Source organism: Marinobacterium sp. YM272, assembly GCF_050908845.1.
Lineage (GTDB): Bacteria > Pseudomonadota > Gammaproteobacteria > Pseudomonadales > Balneatricaceae > Marinobacterium_D.
On the sequence record NZ_CP194171.1, the window covers coordinates 1,283,200 to 1,301,034 of the forward strand.

Annotated in this window: 9 protein-coding genes and 1 pseudogene; all 10 read left to right on the forward strand. The window is 40.1% G+C overall.

The features are described 5' to 3' along the window. Window positions 1-425 precede the first annotated feature (425 nt). The 10 genes and pseudogenes from ACQUQP_RS05990 (at window position 426) to ACQUQP_RS06035 (ending at window position 17,821) form a co-directional block, all read left to right on the forward strand. On the forward strand, window positions 426-2,036 hold the full coding sequence (locus tag ACQUQP_RS05990; RefSeq protein WP_432697893.1) for a hypothetical protein: 1,611 nt from the start codon (window positions 426-428) through the stop codon (window positions 2,034-2,036). A 2-nt stretch (window positions 2,037-2,038) separates the two neighbouring features. Beyond that, the gene (locus ACQUQP_RS05995) at window positions 2,039-3,070 is read left to right on the forward strand and encodes a hypothetical protein (protein WP_432697894.1); all 1,032 of its coding nucleotides are present in this window, start codon (window positions 2,039-2,041) and stop codon (window positions 3,068-3,070) included. 2 nt (window positions 3,071-3,072) lie between these two features. Next, the gene (locus ACQUQP_RS06000) at window positions 3,073-5,370 is read left to right on the forward strand and encodes a tetratricopeptide repeat protein (protein WP_432697895.1); all 2,298 of its coding nucleotides are present in this window, start codon (window positions 3,073-3,075) and stop codon (window positions 5,368-5,370) included. 30 nt (window positions 5,371-5,400) lie between these two features. Further along, on the forward strand, window positions 5,401-9,951 hold the full coding sequence (locus ACQUQP_RS06005) for an alginate lyase family protein (RefSeq protein ID WP_432697896.1): 4,551 nt from the start codon (window positions 5,401-5,403) through the stop codon (window positions 9,949-9,951). Window positions 9,952-9,955: 4 nt separating this feature from the next. Then, on the forward strand, window positions 9,956-10,657 hold the full coding sequence (locus tag ACQUQP_RS06010; RefSeq protein WP_432697897.1) for a sulfotransferase family 2 domain-containing protein: 702 nt from the start codon (window positions 9,956-9,958) through the stop codon (window positions 10,655-10,657). Window positions 10,658-11,139: 482 nt separating this feature from the next. Next, window positions 11,140-12,015: a capsular polysaccharide synthesis protein gene (locus ACQUQP_RS06015; protein ID WP_432697898.1), complete on the forward strand. Its 876-nt coding sequence runs from the start codon at window positions 11,140-11,142 to the stop codon at window positions 12,013-12,015. 387 nt (window positions 12,016-12,402) lie between these two features. Continuing rightward, on the forward strand, window positions 12,403-12,912 hold the full coding sequence (locus ACQUQP_RS06020) for a CatB-related O-acetyltransferase (protein WP_432697899.1): 510 nt from the start codon (window positions 12,403-12,405) through the stop codon (window positions 12,910-12,912). Between the two features lie 114 nt (window positions 12,913-13,026). Beyond that, a pseudogene (gene tnpA, locus ACQUQP_RS06025) lies at window positions 13,027-13,411 on the forward strand (IS200/IS605 family transposase). Window positions 13,412-14,433: 1,022 nt separating this feature from the next. Then, window positions 14,434-15,411 carry a WcbI family polysaccharide biosynthesis putative acetyltransferase gene (locus ACQUQP_RS06030; RefSeq protein ID WP_432697900.1) on the forward strand — a complete coding sequence of 326 codons (978 nt, stop codon included), beginning with the start codon at window positions 14,434-14,436 and terminating at the stop codon, window positions 15,409-15,411. A gap of 1,006 nt (window positions 15,412-16,417) precedes the next feature. Next, the gene (locus ACQUQP_RS06035) at window positions 16,418-17,821 is read left to right on the forward strand and encodes a mannose-1-phosphate guanylyltransferase/mannose-6-phosphate isomerase (RefSeq protein ID WP_432697901.1); all 1,404 of its coding nucleotides are present in this window, start codon (window positions 16,418-16,420) and stop codon (window positions 17,819-17,821) included. The last annotated feature ends 14 nt before the right edge of the window (window positions 17,822-17,835 follow it).

A 17,835-nucleotide genomic window follows, 5' to 3' on the forward strand; every position in this document is an offset into this window, starting at 1 on the left:
GTTAGTGACATGGCGACCAAAATGTTGTTCTCCGGGAGGTGCGTTGCCACTTCGCTTTGCTTTCTTCCTACTCGTACAAGGTAGGCAGGTTTGCATGGGCGCAAGTAACCTTTCTTTTTATAGTGGGTATGAGTGACGATTAATAATAAAGCCTAAAAACTTTTTAGCGTAACCGATGAGCTTTGTATAAGTATTCGGTGTTATCAACTAGACGATGCATTATATGAATAATCTCTATGTTCCCATGCTGTGAATATTGAACGCTCTGCCCCCTGATTTGAAAAAGTTTAATATTGGCAGGTATGCCTTTTTGCAGAGAAAAACACCGCTATAGAAAAAATAAAGCGGTTTCGATACGGCAGGATGTGTCGCGTATGATAAATAATGAATGTAATAACTAACAGCACGAGTGGAGTTGATTTCGTATGAGCCTGACTGTTAAAGCACTTTCATATTCCGGTTGGGAGTCGCTTAGAACATTACTAGAAAGTCTTGGCTGTGAAGAGCTTAGTGCAGAAAGTATTGAAAACTGGGACTCCGTCAATACGCTAGTATCGAACCAGCTAGTTTTAGTGCTCCATCGCCGGCCCGAGCGGATCATCGCAACAGCTATGGCAGCAGGGCAAACAGCGCAACAGGCTATTGCTGAATGGAAGGCTCAGGCAGAGCAACTGCTGGCATGGTTGAAACGAAATCGTCGAAGTGCCACTGTTGTTGAAGTTGATGCGCTGTTGAGTGCTCCTGAAACAATAGAAAAGCTCTGCGATTGGTTGAATATACGATGCCCTCGACATTTGCCGGTATTACCAGAGGAGGTGCAGTCTAGTCTTGAGATCAGTGATCTCGACCTGTTATTGGCGTCTCAGCTGATGCGTCAGCATGAAGGTGGAAAGGAACTTTTGGGGCTGCTTGAAGCCAGTACTTTACCACTTGGTGAGTCATCTTTTGCCGAGCCACTCTTTAATATTGAGCAACTTGCAACTCAGCAGGAAGAGTCCAAACAGGCTTTGGAGCAGCTCCATACTACCCAGGAAGAGTTGGAGCGCCTATCGATACTTAAGGCAGAGCTCGATCTGCAATTAGTGGCTAAAGAAAAAGACGCTGCTAGCGTTATCGAACAGCTTGAATCCACTCGCGGTCAACTCAAAATTCAGCAGGAAAATAGTAATCTACTGCTGGAGCAGCTCCATACTACTCAGGAAGAGTTGGAGCGCCAACAGATACTTAAGGCAGAGCTTGGTCTGCAATTAGTGGCTAAAGAAAAAGACGCTGCTAGCGTTATCGAACAGCTTGAATCCACTCGCGGTCAACTCAAAATTCAGCAGGAAGATAGTAATCTACTGCTGGAGCAGCTCCATACTACTCAGGAAGAGTTGGAGCGCCAACAGATACTTAAGGCAGAGCTCGGTCTGCAATTAGTGGCTAAAGAAAAAGACGCTGCTAGCGTTATCGAACAGCTTGAATCCACTCGCGGTCAACTCAAAATTCAGCAGGAGGAGAGTAATCTGCTGCTGGAGCAACTCCATATGGTACAGGAAGAGCTTGAGCAGACGTGTAACCGTCAGCAGCACTTAGAGGCGGCGCGGAAAGATGAAGATGCTGTATTAGCCGTTGCTAATGGTGAAATTGCTAAGTTGCATAATGAGCTGAATAGCATCAAGGCTAGCCGCTTTTATAGGCTGCTTAAACGGGCCGAGACCACGCCACAGAGAAAGACCTCTACCAATAAACGGAAACTGCAGCGTAATATCCGCAAACTGAATGATTCACCTTTATTTGATGCAAATTGGTACCAGATGACCTATGCCGACGTGGCTCAGCAAAAAATGGAGCCTGCGCGACACTACATCAAATTTGGTGCAGCGGAAGGCCGCGATCCTAGCCCGCACTTCAACACCAGTTGGTACCTGCAAGTAAACCCTGATGTGGCCGATTCGGGCATCAATCCACTAATTCATTACATGGAACATGGGGAGGCTGAGGGGAGAGCAGCTAAGCCGGAAGAGCAGAATCATCTGCCGGGTCCAAGGGGGTAATGGTGGATAAAATTATACATGTTGGCGCTGGTCTCGGCATAGAAGTGGCTGTTTACTTAACAGCATGCGCTGGGGAGATCATACTGGTTGAACCAAACCCGAAACTGGCTGATCAGTTGCGTAAACAAACCAGCAATGAGCCTCAAGTAACCGTTATTGAGGCTGCTATAACAACCAACCCGGCGTATAACCAGCTATACGAATACAACTTACCAGAGGCTTGTGGCCTGCATACTGCCACTGGGTTAAAGAAGCTTTTTCCAGGGTTGAAAATCCACACTGTAAACACTGTGGTGACATTAACACCTCAGCAACTGCTTCAGGAACATGCTCCAGAGCCTGGACAATCAGCACTGCTAGTATTGGAAACCCCGGGAGAAGAGTACGCCATTATTAAAGACTTGGTAAATGCGGGGAAATTGAAAAAATTCAGTCACATTGATGTGTCGGCAAACCCTGAAGCCTACTACCAGGACAGCGTTCCCGCAGCGGAAACCCTGCGGCTACTGGCCGAAGATGGCTATGATGTAACAGTAGAACATCAGGAGGACCCTGATTGGCCACGCTGGCAATTGGTACGCAACCCTCTTAAAGACGCTGTCGTCAAGCTGGAACAGCAGTTGGTCGATAAGCAAGAACTATTGGTTGGATTTCAGCAAGAATTGGAAAAAGAGCAACAAGCACACCAGGAAACTACAAAAAAACTGGAAGATTTCAAGGGTTGGTTAGAAAGCAGAAAGAAACAGGTATCAGAACTAGAGAGTAGTGCTGATCAGGCAGTCAAGGAACTAGAAACTCTCCAGTTGAAAATAAAAGAAATGGACACACTGCAACTGAAGTTGAACGAAACTGAGTGTAAGAATGCAGAGCGTCAGGAACAGGTCAGAGAATTAGCAGAAACTAATCGAACTATTACCCATGAAAACAAAAAACTAAAGGAAACAGTAGCAGGGCTCGAAAAAGAATTGGTCAGAACCGAAGCACAAATTTCGACTATAAAAATGCTTATGTTGGATCAACAAGGCGAACTGTAAATATGGTCCCCAGCGACGATAAAATCAAAAAAGATGAAATCAATGTTGCTGCGCTAAACAGTATACAGGCATATAGAAACCGCGAACCCTTGCCCCCGTTCATACAAACGCTATGGGGATGCGGTGATTGGCCTTCTCTGGTCTCTATATCGCTTGAGCAAGCCGAGCAACTGGAATCAAAAGCTTGGGTCGCCGCAATCATCGCCGTAGCTCATTATCAGAACGGAACCGAGGAAAAAGCTCAGGCATACATTAAAAAGGCGCTGGAATGGGGCATGGAAAATCGAGTAGTGGCACAACTCCTCACATCCGGTGCGTACAATTCACTTGGTCGTGCAGCTCTTTTGATGGGAAATCTCAAAGCAGCGTATGGACACTTTCAGCAATCCGTAAAAATTGGCGCGCCAGAGATCGGTGTTCAACTAACCACTCCAATCCGCGCAAACCATCAGTCCAGTCAGATCGGCCTGGCTGTAGAGATTCCAAATTTCTTTGCCGAATCACTTGAACTGCCTCTATTAGTTGACAGTAGTAAGAGCTTTACTGAGCAACTAATGACCATACTCGACAGCTTTGCAAAGCGTTTAGTGATATATGGGCAAGATCTAGTGATTGATGGAGTTGAGGTATTTAAGGAAAAAGATCCATTCCTTGTTGGAAAGGTTGCTTTGGGTTTAGCCTATTGGGTTACTGAATATCCTGCAGGTAGTGAAATAACTAAACTACGTTGCATGAACTTTCGCGATATTATTTGCGATCTGAAAGGATTTGAAATAGATAGTTGGGGGATTTTTTTCTATTTAAAAGCGCTGTGCTTGCTAAACGAAAAGGGTGTTTTAAAAGACTGTTTTTCTTACGAGTATTTAAATAGCCTGAAAGGTATACTTGATTGGCGTAGTTTTGTAAATGAAGTCGACTATACACTGATTGGAAAACCAAATAATTTTTATGGAATAGCCTACAGAATAGCTTATGCGCGCTACCAACTAAACTGGGATAGTGTAATTCATAGTGAATGTCTGCTCAAAAAAGAATTAGATCACTATGAAACTGCTTCAGGCGGAGAAGGTCTCGCTGATGAGACTAATGGAAAAGGCCGCTATGATCGTTACAGCTTTTTATTAATTGCTGAAATAGCTTATAGCTTTTATGAAGCCGGACTTCCACTAACGAAAAAAATGAAAACATGGCTAAAAACCTCGGTTGATTATGTTTTATTTAATGTGAACAGTCGAGGCGATGGCTTTCAATGGGGGAGAAGTATTGGTGCTTATGGAGATAGCGCTTTTCTAGAGATACTGACTGCTGCAGCAGTACACAACCTCCTTAATGATGAAGAGATGCGTGTCGCCCGTTACTTTGCGGAACGTATTACCGCCAAATTTCTTGATTTTTGGTACCAGCCGGGCCGAGGTAGTATTAATCTCTGGTCAGATGGAAGAGCCACCGAATCCTACAGGGGGAAAAATAGGGTACTTGGTGAAAACTTATCATTAATTCATCAACATATTTACTGTCAAAGTTATTGGAAGTCCTACGGCGATGTAAAAAAAGAGGCGGAGCTGAGTGCGTCTGTAACAACCTGGTTGTCAAAACAGCCATCAGGAAAGTTATGGAAAGCACGTCACAAAGAGGCCTGCTTCGGTATAGCAAGCATTAGAGTTGGTGGGCGTTTAATAAATATACCCTTCGTGAATGGTGATCGATATTGGAAGAAAGCGGCCTATCAGCCGGCACCATATATTAGAGGTTTCGTTCAGGCAGTTCCGGATTTCGATAGCTTTTTGTTTAGTCCTGTCTTGGATCTCGAAGGAAAAGAAAGACGAGCTATATATCCGTGTTATGACGATATAAAAATATCTGAAAATCATCGAAGGGTTACGTTGCTATCTAAAATTTCGTATATGTCGTCATTAAACGGCTCGGTCCCAACTAGAGATAAAAGTATATCGGGGACATTCGAATACACCGTTTCATCAAGAATTATAAAAATCAAATATGAGATAAAAACGACTTCAGAAAATATAACTCCTTCTTCTTTTTATCTTCCAATCATGCTTCCGGGCAAAAAATACAGAGAGTCAGATAAATATATATTATCTGATACGAAGGATGGCAGAAAAATTAAAACAAAGATTTTTAATAAAAGTGCGAGTGAAATAAATATATCTTTGTCAAAAGATGATTTGAGAGTAGTCGAGAACCATGGAGAGGTTTTTAATATTTTCTCTATAATAGGTAAATTCGTAGATTGTTTTTCTATTGAAATAATTTTATATCTTGGTCGAAATGATATTTGATTTTATTTTCTTAAAGGATTGAAAATTAAAATGCAGAGTGCGAAGGTGGATATTTTAAAGGTCGCAAATTCACATTTTAGAAATGGTGATTATGAGAAAGCAATAAATCTTTATAGGTCTGGTGTCGGCAATGATGGAAAAATAGACTTCTATCGACAAAACTTAATCTTGGCTTTACGAGCTGCTAGTTTTCTTAAAGAAGCATCTCAAGAAATTTATCGAGGACTCGCGGAAAACCCTAAAGATCGCGCCTTAAACTCATTCCTTGAGCATCAAAACAGGAGCCATATTAAAAACCACAACGGTCCAACTCTAAGCGTGATTGTCCCTGTATATAACTCAGGGAAGTATCTCGAAAAATGTCTGCAGAGTATTTTGGATCAAACATTTGAAGATCTTGAGCTTTTAGTCATAAATGATGGATCAACAGATGATTGTGGCGAAATAATACGAAAGTTGGAAATGAAAGACTCTCGTATTAAGGTTATATCCAACGAGAGACCCAGTGGTAATCCCGGAACACCACGAAACCAAGCACTAGCTTTAGCTGAAGGTGCATATATCGGTTTTGTTGATAGCGATGATTGGATTGAGCCTGACTTTTATCAGGTGCTATTGGATAAAGCCGGTAGATGTTACTCGGATATCGTCTTTTCTTCTGGTTTTAATAACCATACTGAAAAAGGGATGGATATTCGAAAGTATGGTAATTCGGGTTTTAATGATTCCTCATCTCGCTTATTTAAATATCATGAAAGCTTTATGATATGGGATAAGATCTTTAGTAAAAAGATGATAGATGCATTCGATCTTAGACTTGGTGAAACGAAAGCGGCCGTCGACGTCCCGTTTATTTTTAAAGCATATTACTACGCACACAGGGTCTCTTTCTGTGATGACTATATTGGTTATAATTATCGGAGAGAAAGTGATTCCTCTGTAACTGTAAACTATCGAAAATCGTCCGATTGTAATTTTGAACTATCAGCTTACCAGGCAATTGAAAATTGGATAGTAAAAGAAAAGGTTAAAGATTATTACGGCAGAGTTGTAGCGTACAAAAAGGTCAGTAGTTTTATCTATACATTGAGCGTTATCGCTCCAAAAATGTTCGACAAATTCTATGAAAAAGCGAAACTAATATTTGGCACGGTTGATCGTGAGATAGTAAAAGAATTTTGTGAGTTTAATGGAAAAAATCATATTCTTAAAAAGTATGATGCGGTGATATCTAAATCTCCAACCGATTATAAAAAAGAATATCGTTCTGATATTAGTAAAAAAAGTGCATCAACGAAAACTCAGCAAAGTGCAATTGAAAAGAAGCAGACATTTCATATCGCTGCGGATGGTAAGGGCGTTATGTTCTTTCCAGATTGGTCAGCACGTAACCCCTACCAGAAATTACTATATGCGGCAATTTCTAAAAAATATAACTCCAAGGTTAAAGGGTATAGCGAAAAGCTATTTTGCCCCGAGTTATTATCTTTGAATTCTAAAGAATTTGGAGTCGTTCACTTACACTGGCTACATGTCTTTATGGACTTTACCAAAGAAACTGGCGCAGACGAGTTTATAGAGAAGCTAAAATCGGCAAAAGCTCATGGATACACGATCGTATACACGGCGCACAACATCATATCTCATGACAGTGAATATATAGAAAGAGAGCGGAAGTTTCGTCGTCTTGCGACTCGATATTTCGATCATATTTTGGTTCACGGAGAGTATGCTAAGGATAGAATTGTAAACGAGATTGGCGTCGATCCTGATAAGGTATCTGTCGTTCCTCATGGATCTTATGAAGGTTATTATCCAAATTACGTAGACAAAACGATATCTCGAAACCGCTTCGATATAAAGGAAGAGGATTTCGTCTTTCTTTTCTTCGGTAACATTAAGGGTTACAAAGGAGTTGATCAACTCTTGGAATCCTACCGAAGAGTTAGTCAAAACATAAAAAACACTCGTCTTATCATAGCCGGGAGGGTGTTTGAAAAGGCTACCGGCGAATTAATCGAATCATATGCGAATCATGATAAGAGTATAATTTTTCATCCAGGTTTTATTCAGGAATCGGACGCTCAGTACTACTTTAACGCCGCAGATATCGTTGTACTCCCTTACAAACGGATTCTAACCTCTGGCGCTGCTCTATTAAGTTTTTCTTTCAGCAAACCTATTATCGCACCTAACTCGGGTTTACTTCCCGAATTGGTAACTAGCCCGGAGCAGGGGTTCCTTTTTTCATCATATGAAGAGATGGAAAATTTGATGTTAGGGGTTGCAAAAAGCGGGTTTAGGGATTCCGATCCGAAAAAGTTTCAAACTATTAATAAGTCGCTTAGATGGTCAGCCCTTGTAGCTGATAAGCCATTTAATAATATTTTCCCCAGTTACGCATTGGAGCGGAAGCAGTCAAAGGATTTTAATAAAAGTTACGAAGTTGCTTTAATTCGTATATTGGGCAATGATTTACCATTTCGACATAATCAGAATCAAACTCTCGCTAATCTTGATTTTACACTTGAAAATGAATCTGATTTTGAAGGATGTGTTAAGATTTGGATTCTGAATAGAATTATTGATAGAGATAAAAAAAATAAAATTATATCACTGCTTGAAAAGTATAATAAGAAATATATAGATATTCCTTATCAAAGTGAGGAGCTTGCGAAGGCAGCATTTTGCTTTGATGATCTTCCTGTTGATGAGTACACACTTACTACTGAGTATGAGAAACTTAGCGAGAGAAACAAGGTTATAGTTGATACGGCTATTCTAAAGCATAAAAATAATTATGTTATGAATAATAATGGTGCCCGGAATGTAGCCCTAGAAGAAGGTAAGAAAATAGCTAAGTGGGTCTTACCTTGGGATGGTAATTGTTTCTTGAACGACCAAGCATGGCTCTCCTTGACAGCTTCGCTCGCTGCTAGATCAGATATTCAATATCATATTGTGCCTATGGATCGGATTGTATCAAATCAAGCGGTTATTGAAGAAGGTTATTCGCCTAATCCAAGTGAAGAGCCTCAAATCGTTTTTCGCTCAGATGCGGAGCTAAATTTCGATGAGCGATTAATGTATGGACTTAAACCGAAGGTTGATTTGCTTAAACGGTTAGGTGTCCCTGGAGTTTGGGATAATTGGAATAATCTATATCCTTGGAAAAAACACGAAGTAGAATTTACTAAAGATTCTCTAAACTACGTTTGGTCTGGTTGGGTTGCCCGTTTATTCTCTGGTAATGAAGGTCAGGAGCTTAGCGCTCATGAAAGGGCTGTCAGTCGAGAAAAGGGTATAGTTAAATATATTCGACATCACGACATAGCTGAAACGTTTAAGAGATTTAATAAAAAGAACCTAGCCTACTATGATGAAAGCTTGATAGATCAGTTGAGAAAAAATCCCGACTGCGCTGGCGATTTGGGCCTGCTGAATACTTTGAAAAAGCTTAAAGAAAATGCGGAAGAGTACATCGAAAACCCGTTATATTCTGTCATTCACAAAACAACGTTGCCACCTAGCCAAGATTTAAAAGACTACTGGCACCCAGCCCCTTACGCTTGGCCCAATCCAGATACTGCGGATGGTCTTCCCTATGTTCACAAAGATGGACAGCGGGTTCCAGGAACGCGGATGTACGAAGCAGAAAGTGTCAAATACGATAGAACTTCAATCCAGCGGTTGTTTGATGAAACTACAGCGCTAAGTTTGGCCGGTTATATATATAATAAAACTGATTATCTAAAAAAAGCTTATGACTTAATTCACTGTTGGTTTATTCGGCCTGAAACAGCAATGAACCCTAATCTCAATTTCTCACAGGTGGTGTTGGGGAAAAATAATAATAAGGGAACAGCATCAGGATTGATTGAAACTAAAGACCTTTACTTCTTACTTGATGCGATAAGAATTGTCAAAAGGACTGATTATTGGACATCTAATGATGACGCAACCATGAATAAATGGTGTCGAGATTTTATCGATTGGTTGTGTACCAGCGAACAAGGGATACAAGAGTCTAAGGCGAAGAATAATCATGGCAATGCCTATGATTTGCAAGTATACGCTTTGGCTGCATTCATCGGCGATATAGAAACGATGTATGATATTATAATTCGTGCATCCAGCCGTTTGAAATCACATGTTGATTCGGATGGTCGGCAGCCACATGAACTTAAGCGCACTACAACCGCGCATTATACTTCGTTCAATTTGCACCTTTGGATCAGCCTTCACTCATTGATAAAGAATACTTCTAAATTATCTATTATAGATACAAATCAAAATTACGGGGCTGATGGCTATCGTAGCGCATTGAAGGTTGCTGCTAGCTGGGTGCTTCGCCACGGGATTTTGCCGAAGTGGCCATTTAAGCAAATTGATCATTTTGATAAAGCTCGCTACGAACATATTTATCATTCGTTAGCTCCGTCCTCCCCAAATTTGGAACGTAAATATAAAAGATACATAAAAAGTTTTTCAGACGCTAAGGACGTTTATTTTCCACATGATGGAATTGCACCTTACTGGAAGCTTTCAATTAATAAAACGTACAGAGTTGTAGAGGGGTAGTTTTATGAAAAAGATGTTTTTTATGCATGTTCCTAAGTGTGGAGGAACATCTATTAAAAAAGCTTTAGCTAAAGGGTATGATCATAAGAAGATTTTTAGTGTGGATGCTCATGCATCGAAATACGTAGTTGATAATATCGGTAAAAAACTAGGTCTCCACGAATTTCGTGACATGTTAGTTTTGTATGTATTGGCTACAGGAAAATATAATCTGGTGATGGGGCATAGTGTCTATAACCCACTCATGAAAGAACAGTTTTCTGATGATTACGGATTAGTGTCATTGGTTCGAGACCCAATATCCCGCTTTGTATCGCATTTTTTCTATAATAAGCATAAAGATTCCGATCATTTTAGATTTGATTATGACCTAGAGGCTTTTATAGAAAGCGAAGAGGCTTCTAGCTTAGGAAGTTTTTATAAGAAATATTTTTCTGGCGTACAGGAAAAGGCTAGTTTAGCGACTGCGTTAGCTAATATGTCGAAATTCGACATCGTGGGTACTCTCGAAGATCTTCCTAAGTTCGCTGACGATATAGAGCAGATGTTTGGAATTCAGGTAGAGTTTGGGCATGAAAATAAGAGTCCTAAACCTCAGGCAGCACAGGTATCTAGCTTGTCGAACTACCAATTGCAAAAAATCGAAGACATATGTAAAGACGATATAGAAATCTATAAAGAAATAAAGCGTAGTTTTCGATATTAAATTGTTTTAAAAATACACAGTATGTTAAATGATTTTTTGGTTTACGACTTTATTCGATTCGATTCGATTTGGTTCGGTTCGATTCGGTTCGGTTCGATTTGGTTCGGTTCGTACTTCAATTGTAATTTTCCTTGAGTAGGTACTATAAAACAGAGACGCTTACGAAAAATATACGATATTATGTCGATGTTCGTAGCTTTTATTTGAGATATTTGGCTGCTGTTAAAGACGCTTAGATATATGCGTTGCTAAAGAAAATACACATAAGTTATCTATGATTGGTGATTTAAAAGATGTAGATGGGTTTGCGAAAAAGGCAAGCCGAAGGTTTAATATTTAACTACGGGTAGGATTTGAAAATGTTAATCCTAGTGAAGGAAAATAATATAATCGCAGATGAGCAAATTGAAAAAAATACAGCTCACGCGATTGTAATCTATTATTAAATAACATCGAATTTTTAAAAGGTTTCTTTGCTAAGTATGAATCAATTTCGTACCACTGGTTTAAAAGTTTCTGGAATAGCTGATCTGGTTGAACTATTAAGGCCGATCCTGCTTCGTCTTAGTTCCAATAAACTAATTCAGTACCCAGATAAAAGTAATTCACACTTTAAGACGGTTAAGGTTTTTCAATATTGGTCGCAAGAAGAAAGACCTATCGAGATTTCTAAAGCCTTTAAACTTTGGGATAACTACCTAAGGAATAGCTCGGTTTTAAAAATAGAACGGTTCAATAAAATTACAGCAATAGATTGGTTGAATCATTATGCGCCAGAATATCAGGAGGTTTTTAAAAGGGCTATTCACCCTGCGATGGAAGCTGATATTTTTCGTGTAGCTTACGCTTCAAAAAAAGGAGGGGTTTGGATAGATGCAGACCATGTCCCTCCCAAAGTTACATCTAAGAATATTCGTCACTTTAACATACAGTCAATGGAATCATGGGTGCAGGATGAACAGAGTAACTTTTTGATGAAGCATTGGCGTGAAAATACCCCTTACCTAAATAATAGTATATTTTTGAGTCATAAAGACTGTCCTTTAGTTCGCGCAATGTCAGAAAGAATATTGAGTTTAGATCCTGCCGAGTTCGCAACTGCGTCAGGTATCTCAACATTCGCGGGACCCAAGGCGTTAACTGAAGAAGCAGAAAAGATTCTTATTCAAGATAAAATAACAGTCAATATAAATGAATACGGGCAAATAAATATCTTAAACTCTGCTGGGTCTATGCTTTTTACTATTTCCAATTTATTTAAATTTCTCGGAGCACGGAAAGAGTATGCTGATGTCTTTGGCGGGGATTCAAAATGGGAGTATAAGAGGGATTCTTTAATGGACTGGAGGTCTGTTTAATAACTCCTAGACTAATCTGATGAAGTATTAGTTAGGTATCCAGACATGATTTGGTTAAAACTAAAAGGTATCACTGTATTACTTTTAGATTATGATTATTCAACGCGAAATCCACAATTTTAATGACTTATGAAATTGTATTTAACAGAAAGACATCTGGAGATATTTGACCGCGCGCGAATATATTTTAAAGGGAATGACGAAAGAAGGCTAAAAAGCGGTGATCTTCTTCAAGTACCAGAAGAGTTAAGAATCGAGCCATATACAACGTTCTTTAGAGGAAATACACTTTGTAGTATGGGAAGCTTCTCTTTTTCCAGAAGCCCTATTCAAAATAATTCTATAAAAATAGGTAGATATAGCTCGATATCAATTGGGGTGAAAGTAATGGGTATAGATCATCCAATTGATAGGTTCACAACGTCTAGTATCACGTATGACGATAGAATGATTATGTGTAAAAAAGCATTAGAGGATCACCCCAATTCCATTTTTAATCAACAAAAAAATTCTCAACAAAGTAAAAACCGTTCTATTACTACAATTGGAAATGATGTATGGATCGGAGAAGATGTAACTCTCGCGAGAGGAATTAATATAGGTGATGGTTCTATTGTTGCGTCAGGTGCAATAGTAACAAAAGATGTAGAGCCATATACCATAGTTGGGGGTGTTCCAGCACGGTTAATTCGCCCGCGTTTTGATAGCGTTACCGTGTCTGAATTGATGGAACTCAGGTTTTGGGATTATGCATTTTGGGATTTTGGTGAACTTTCTTTGGACAGTGGAATAGGTTATTTCATATCGCATTTGAGAAAACTAATTGAGCAAAATTCAATAAAAAAATATTCACCTGAATCTATTTCGTTGAAGTCCTTAATTGACTTTTCTGAGTGAGGGGTAATTAATCAGGGGTAAATCGCCGTCTATGCCGGGTGACTCGCATAGTTTTTATCGTGGCAACGGTCAAGATACCCTCGCATTTCTACCAAGAAAGATGAAGGTAATCCTATGCGAGACTACTTAAGTCTGGCGCACACGCGCTGGGATTGTAAGTACCACGTGGTGTTCATCTCGAAGAAGAGGTGGAAGTTGATTTATGGGAAATCGCGTCGGTATCTGGGAGAAATCTTCCATGAACTTGCTCGGCGCAAAGACGTAAAGATCGTTGAGGGACATCTGATGCCTGATCACATCCACATGTGTATCAGCATTCCGCCCAAGTACTCGGTATCCAATTTGGTTGGCTACCTGAAGGGGAAAAGTGCGATCGCCATCGGCAGATAGTTCATAGGCCGTCCGAGAAACTTCAGCGGCGGAATGTTGGGCGAGAGGGTACTTCGTCTCAACCGTAGGCCTGGATGAAGTTATGGTGCGCGAGTACATCCGCAATTAGGAAAAAGCGGATGAGCATCGTGATCAATTGAATCCCGGGATGTAGCGGCTTGGGCGCAAGCAATAGCCCTTAGAGGGCGTTCCCTGATAAGCCTCCGGTTTTGCCGGAGGTCACTTAACTCTGTTTTAGAACATGTTGGTCTGGCCGAATAAGAGTAAAAATATAGAAAGTGTATCACCTATCTTTTTATGTGCGTACGATAACAAATTATGAATCTCATAAAATGCTTAGCCATAAATGGCTAAGTTTTTGTCCCCATTGCTTTTAATGGCTCTAGTGCGTGATTTTCGGCTGTAGACATCCAGCAATTTTATGTTAAAGGCAAGGGTCGTAACCTAACCTGATACCTAATAGTGACTTTCAGGAATTAAGTTGGTGCAGTTTGTAGTTGATCTAAATTATATAGAATTAGTTTCGTCGTTTCGTTGACGCGTTTGGCACCTTTTTATTCATCGAGGTGAATGCACTAGAAGCTGTCTCGAAGAACTTTAACCGTTTGCTTGCTATAAGCTCGATCGGCTGATTGGGCTATTAAAGCATCGTATATAATACGCTTAGATCACTCTCGTTACTGAGCGTAGTCGAGTTTTAATCAAGGCTAGTATCGCTTTTGGATAAAATCATACAGACAATTATACGTCTTTTTATATATGGCATGGACGTAAATTAACGCGTATCTTAACCATCGGCTAACCAGTGATTTATGTGCACGAGTACTGTAAAAATATTTGGTGCTTTGTGGTGCAGGGTTATCTAACGTCCCTACGTTTCTCAATTATAGTTTTTCGAGTTCTGTGAGCCGCAGATATATCCTAAAAATCCGGTTTATATTGACAGGTATAACGATACTATCAGCCATATATGCAGAGGATTAAGAAGGTAATATTCAAGTGTTAATTTATTGGCGAATCAATAGCGTAATCGAATATTGGTAGGCTTAATATTTTGCTCGTTTTTCCAGCAAAAATCCGATTGCTAGTACATTTAGAATTAGTTATTTGGAGAAAATAACGGTTTTGGGTATGAATCGACTAGATATTAACTGTATACGCGACGCTGCGATAAAACTAAAAGAGACCGATCCAAAAATGGCTTTCGAGTTGTGTGCGATCGCTTTGAAATATAGACCTAAAGGGAAGTATATAAGGCAACTATATGATGAGTTAAGGCTTAGTCTTGGTATAAAGAAATTTGTAATTATTGGGAACTGTCAATCAGGTGTTATAGAGAAAATCTTAAAAGAAAAAAGTGATAGATTTAAAGTGGATTTGGTTATTCGAGCTCATAAATATAAATCTCACGATCCAAAAGTTTATGATGTAATGGAGGATGCTGATTACATCATAACTCAGAATATAAGTGAAAAAATTCATGGCATAGGAACAAATACTATATCTGACAAGTTTCCTGGTAAAGTAGTAAAAATATTAAACTTGTTTTTCACAGGGTACCATCCAGATTGGTGTTACATTCCAAGGGTTAAAGGAGTTCGATGTCAATCGCCTATAGGAGATTATCATAATAGAACTGTACTTGATTCGTATATAAATGGAGATGATGAAGAAGAAACGATAAGGAAATACAGAGATTATGAATATAACTCTAAAAAATATATTGGGGTGGCGGAAGATTCTTTAATCGAGTTAAAAAATAGAGAACGTCATGTCGATGTTAAAATGACAGATATTATAGAGAAAGATTTCTTAAAAGGAAAGTGTCGATTCTACACATTTAATCATCCTTATAGCGACTTATTGGAAATACAGGTTAATAGAATCTTAGAGTTACTAGGGTTGAGTTTTAAAAGCGTCGATTTGAAAGATGGTGCGTTGGACGGGACTATAATGAGGGTAAATCCATGCGTATCTTCCTTCAAAAATGAAACCCATATTATATATAACGGTGAAGTTGTTGACATAAAAGAGTTTGTGAAAAAAAGTTTCGAATTATATGAGCAAAACCATTTTCACATAGAAGCTTACAAGGCGCGTTTTACGTAAATGTACTCTATTGAAATAGGGTTAAAAGCAAAACGCCTCCAAGGGAGAATCCGAACTAAGTTAGAGCTTCGATTCCGGCTTATAAAGTGAACATCGGACTTCGCGAAAGCGATATCATAGCCTGTAGTCTAATGGCCAATTGTCTATGCTGTTCGAACTGGCGAAAGTCGTGCGGTTGGATCAGCTGATACGCACATGTGCTTGATCTGTCTGTATCGCTTGGAAAAACGGGCTTGGGGATAGAAAAACGGGAACAAGGAGCCTTAGTAAACTCTCAATTCAATAAAAAAGCAGATCAGGCCGAGCACGACGACTTAATTACACTGCCCTTTTTCGGATCGCCTTTTTTCGATGAATTTCTTTATCCTTTAAAGCGGTAGCTCTGTTTTTAATTAACTTCTCTCAAAAGCGTAAAGATTTTATAGAGATAGAAAACGTTTGTTCAAGGGAAGTTTTAATTGAAAGCGGCCTCGTTCTAAGTAGCTAAAATTAGTGTGACACTATGCGTAATTTTTATTCTTCATTTAAAAAGCTTTATTAAGATGCCGTTGCTAATTTAGCACTTTAAGCTGGATACCCTGATAAGGGGTAGTTAACGTGGTTAAGGCCATCTTCGTTTATATTTATATAAGTACTAAGAAGTAAAAAGAGGCACAAAAGCTCCATGGTTTATGAATATGGAATGATTTTAAAGGATTTAAAGAATAAATATTATTTTTCCTAAATTAATTTTATTATCTAAGCAAAGTGTTTAAATTTATCTTCTTATTTTTAGCTTAATTCCCCATAAAAATCGATTTAAATAATTAAGTAGATTTAAGTTTTCACAACTGTATTCAAGTGATTTTTTTATAGCATAGGTCGGCTATTCGTTTTTTCTGGTTATATAAAGTGTTTTTTTATTTTTGGTGGTCGGTTTTTAAGGTTTGATACATATTTATAAGTTTTGTTTTCAATTTTGATTCGTACCTTATTCAGTTATTTCTAGATCAAAAGAGTGTAAAAGATGATTTATCCAGTAATCATGGCAGGCGGCAACGGAAGCCGCCTTTGGCCCATGTCCCGTGAGTTATACCCTAAACAGTTTCTTGATTTGGTAGGCGAAAAAACACTACTTCAAGAAACTCTTCTTCGGCTTAAGGGGTTGGATACCGCTCCTCCTGTGCTGATTTGCAATGAAGCTCACCGTTTTTTGGCCGCGGAACAGCTTCGCCAGATAGATCAACTCAATCACAACATCATTCTGGAACCGGCGGGCCGTAATACGGCGCCAGCTATTGCTCTTGCCGCGCAAACTACACTGGCTTCCGATGAAAATGCGATGTTACTCGTACTCGCTGCTGATCATGCCATCACTGACGAGAAGGCGTTTCGCGATGCGGTGAACTCTGCTACGCCATTGGCTGAAGCTGGTGAGTTAGTTACTTTTGGTATTGTGCCGTCACATCCTGAAACCGGGTACGGTTATATCCGCCGGGGAAAGGCCCTGGGAGGCGCATTTCAGGTTGCTCAATTCGTCGAAAAACCGGATCTAGAAACGGCAACAGATTACCTGGCGACAGGAGAGTACTACTGGAATAGCGGCATGTTCCTGCTCCGGGCTGATCGGTATCTGGAGGAACTAAAGGCCCATCGTCCAGATATCTACGAGTGCTGCTTGGCTGCTATGAAGGATACACAACCCGATTTGGATTTTATTCGCATCAATGAGCAGGCCTTCGCCCAGTGTCCCTCTGAATCGATTGACTATGCTGTGATGGAGAAAACGGAGCGTGCCATGGTAGTGCCGCTGGATGCTGGTTGGAATGATGTCGGGGCCTGGTCTGCGCTTTGGGAGCTTGGCAATAAAGATAGCGAAGGCAACGTCTGTAAAGGCGATGTGGTAACTCAAGCTACCAGGGACTGCTACGTGCTGGGAGAAAATGCCCTGGTCGCTACAGTAGGTGTTACTAACTTGGTGATTGTGCAAACCAAAGACGCTGTTCTGGTGGCTGACAAGAGTCAGGTTCAGGATGTAAAAGCGATAGTGTCGCAACTCAAAGCGCAGGGGCGACACGAACACCGATTACACCGCGAGGTTTATCGCCCTTGGGGTAAATACGACTCGGTCGATAGCGGGCAAAGATACCAGGTAAAACGGATTACAGTAAAAGCGGGGGAGAAGCTCTCGGTGCAAATGCATCACCACCGGGCTGAGCACTGGGTGGTAGTGTCGGGAACGGCCAATGTTACGATCGACGGAAACACGCAAATGCTGACGGAAAACCAATCGATCTATATCCCGGTTGGGAGTGTCCATGCCCTGGAGAACCCTGGTAAAATTCCGCTGGAACTGATCGAAGTTCAGAGTGGCACTTACCTTGGCGAAGATGACATTGTGCGCTTTGAAGACCGTTACGGACGTTCCTGAGTCTACGGTACACA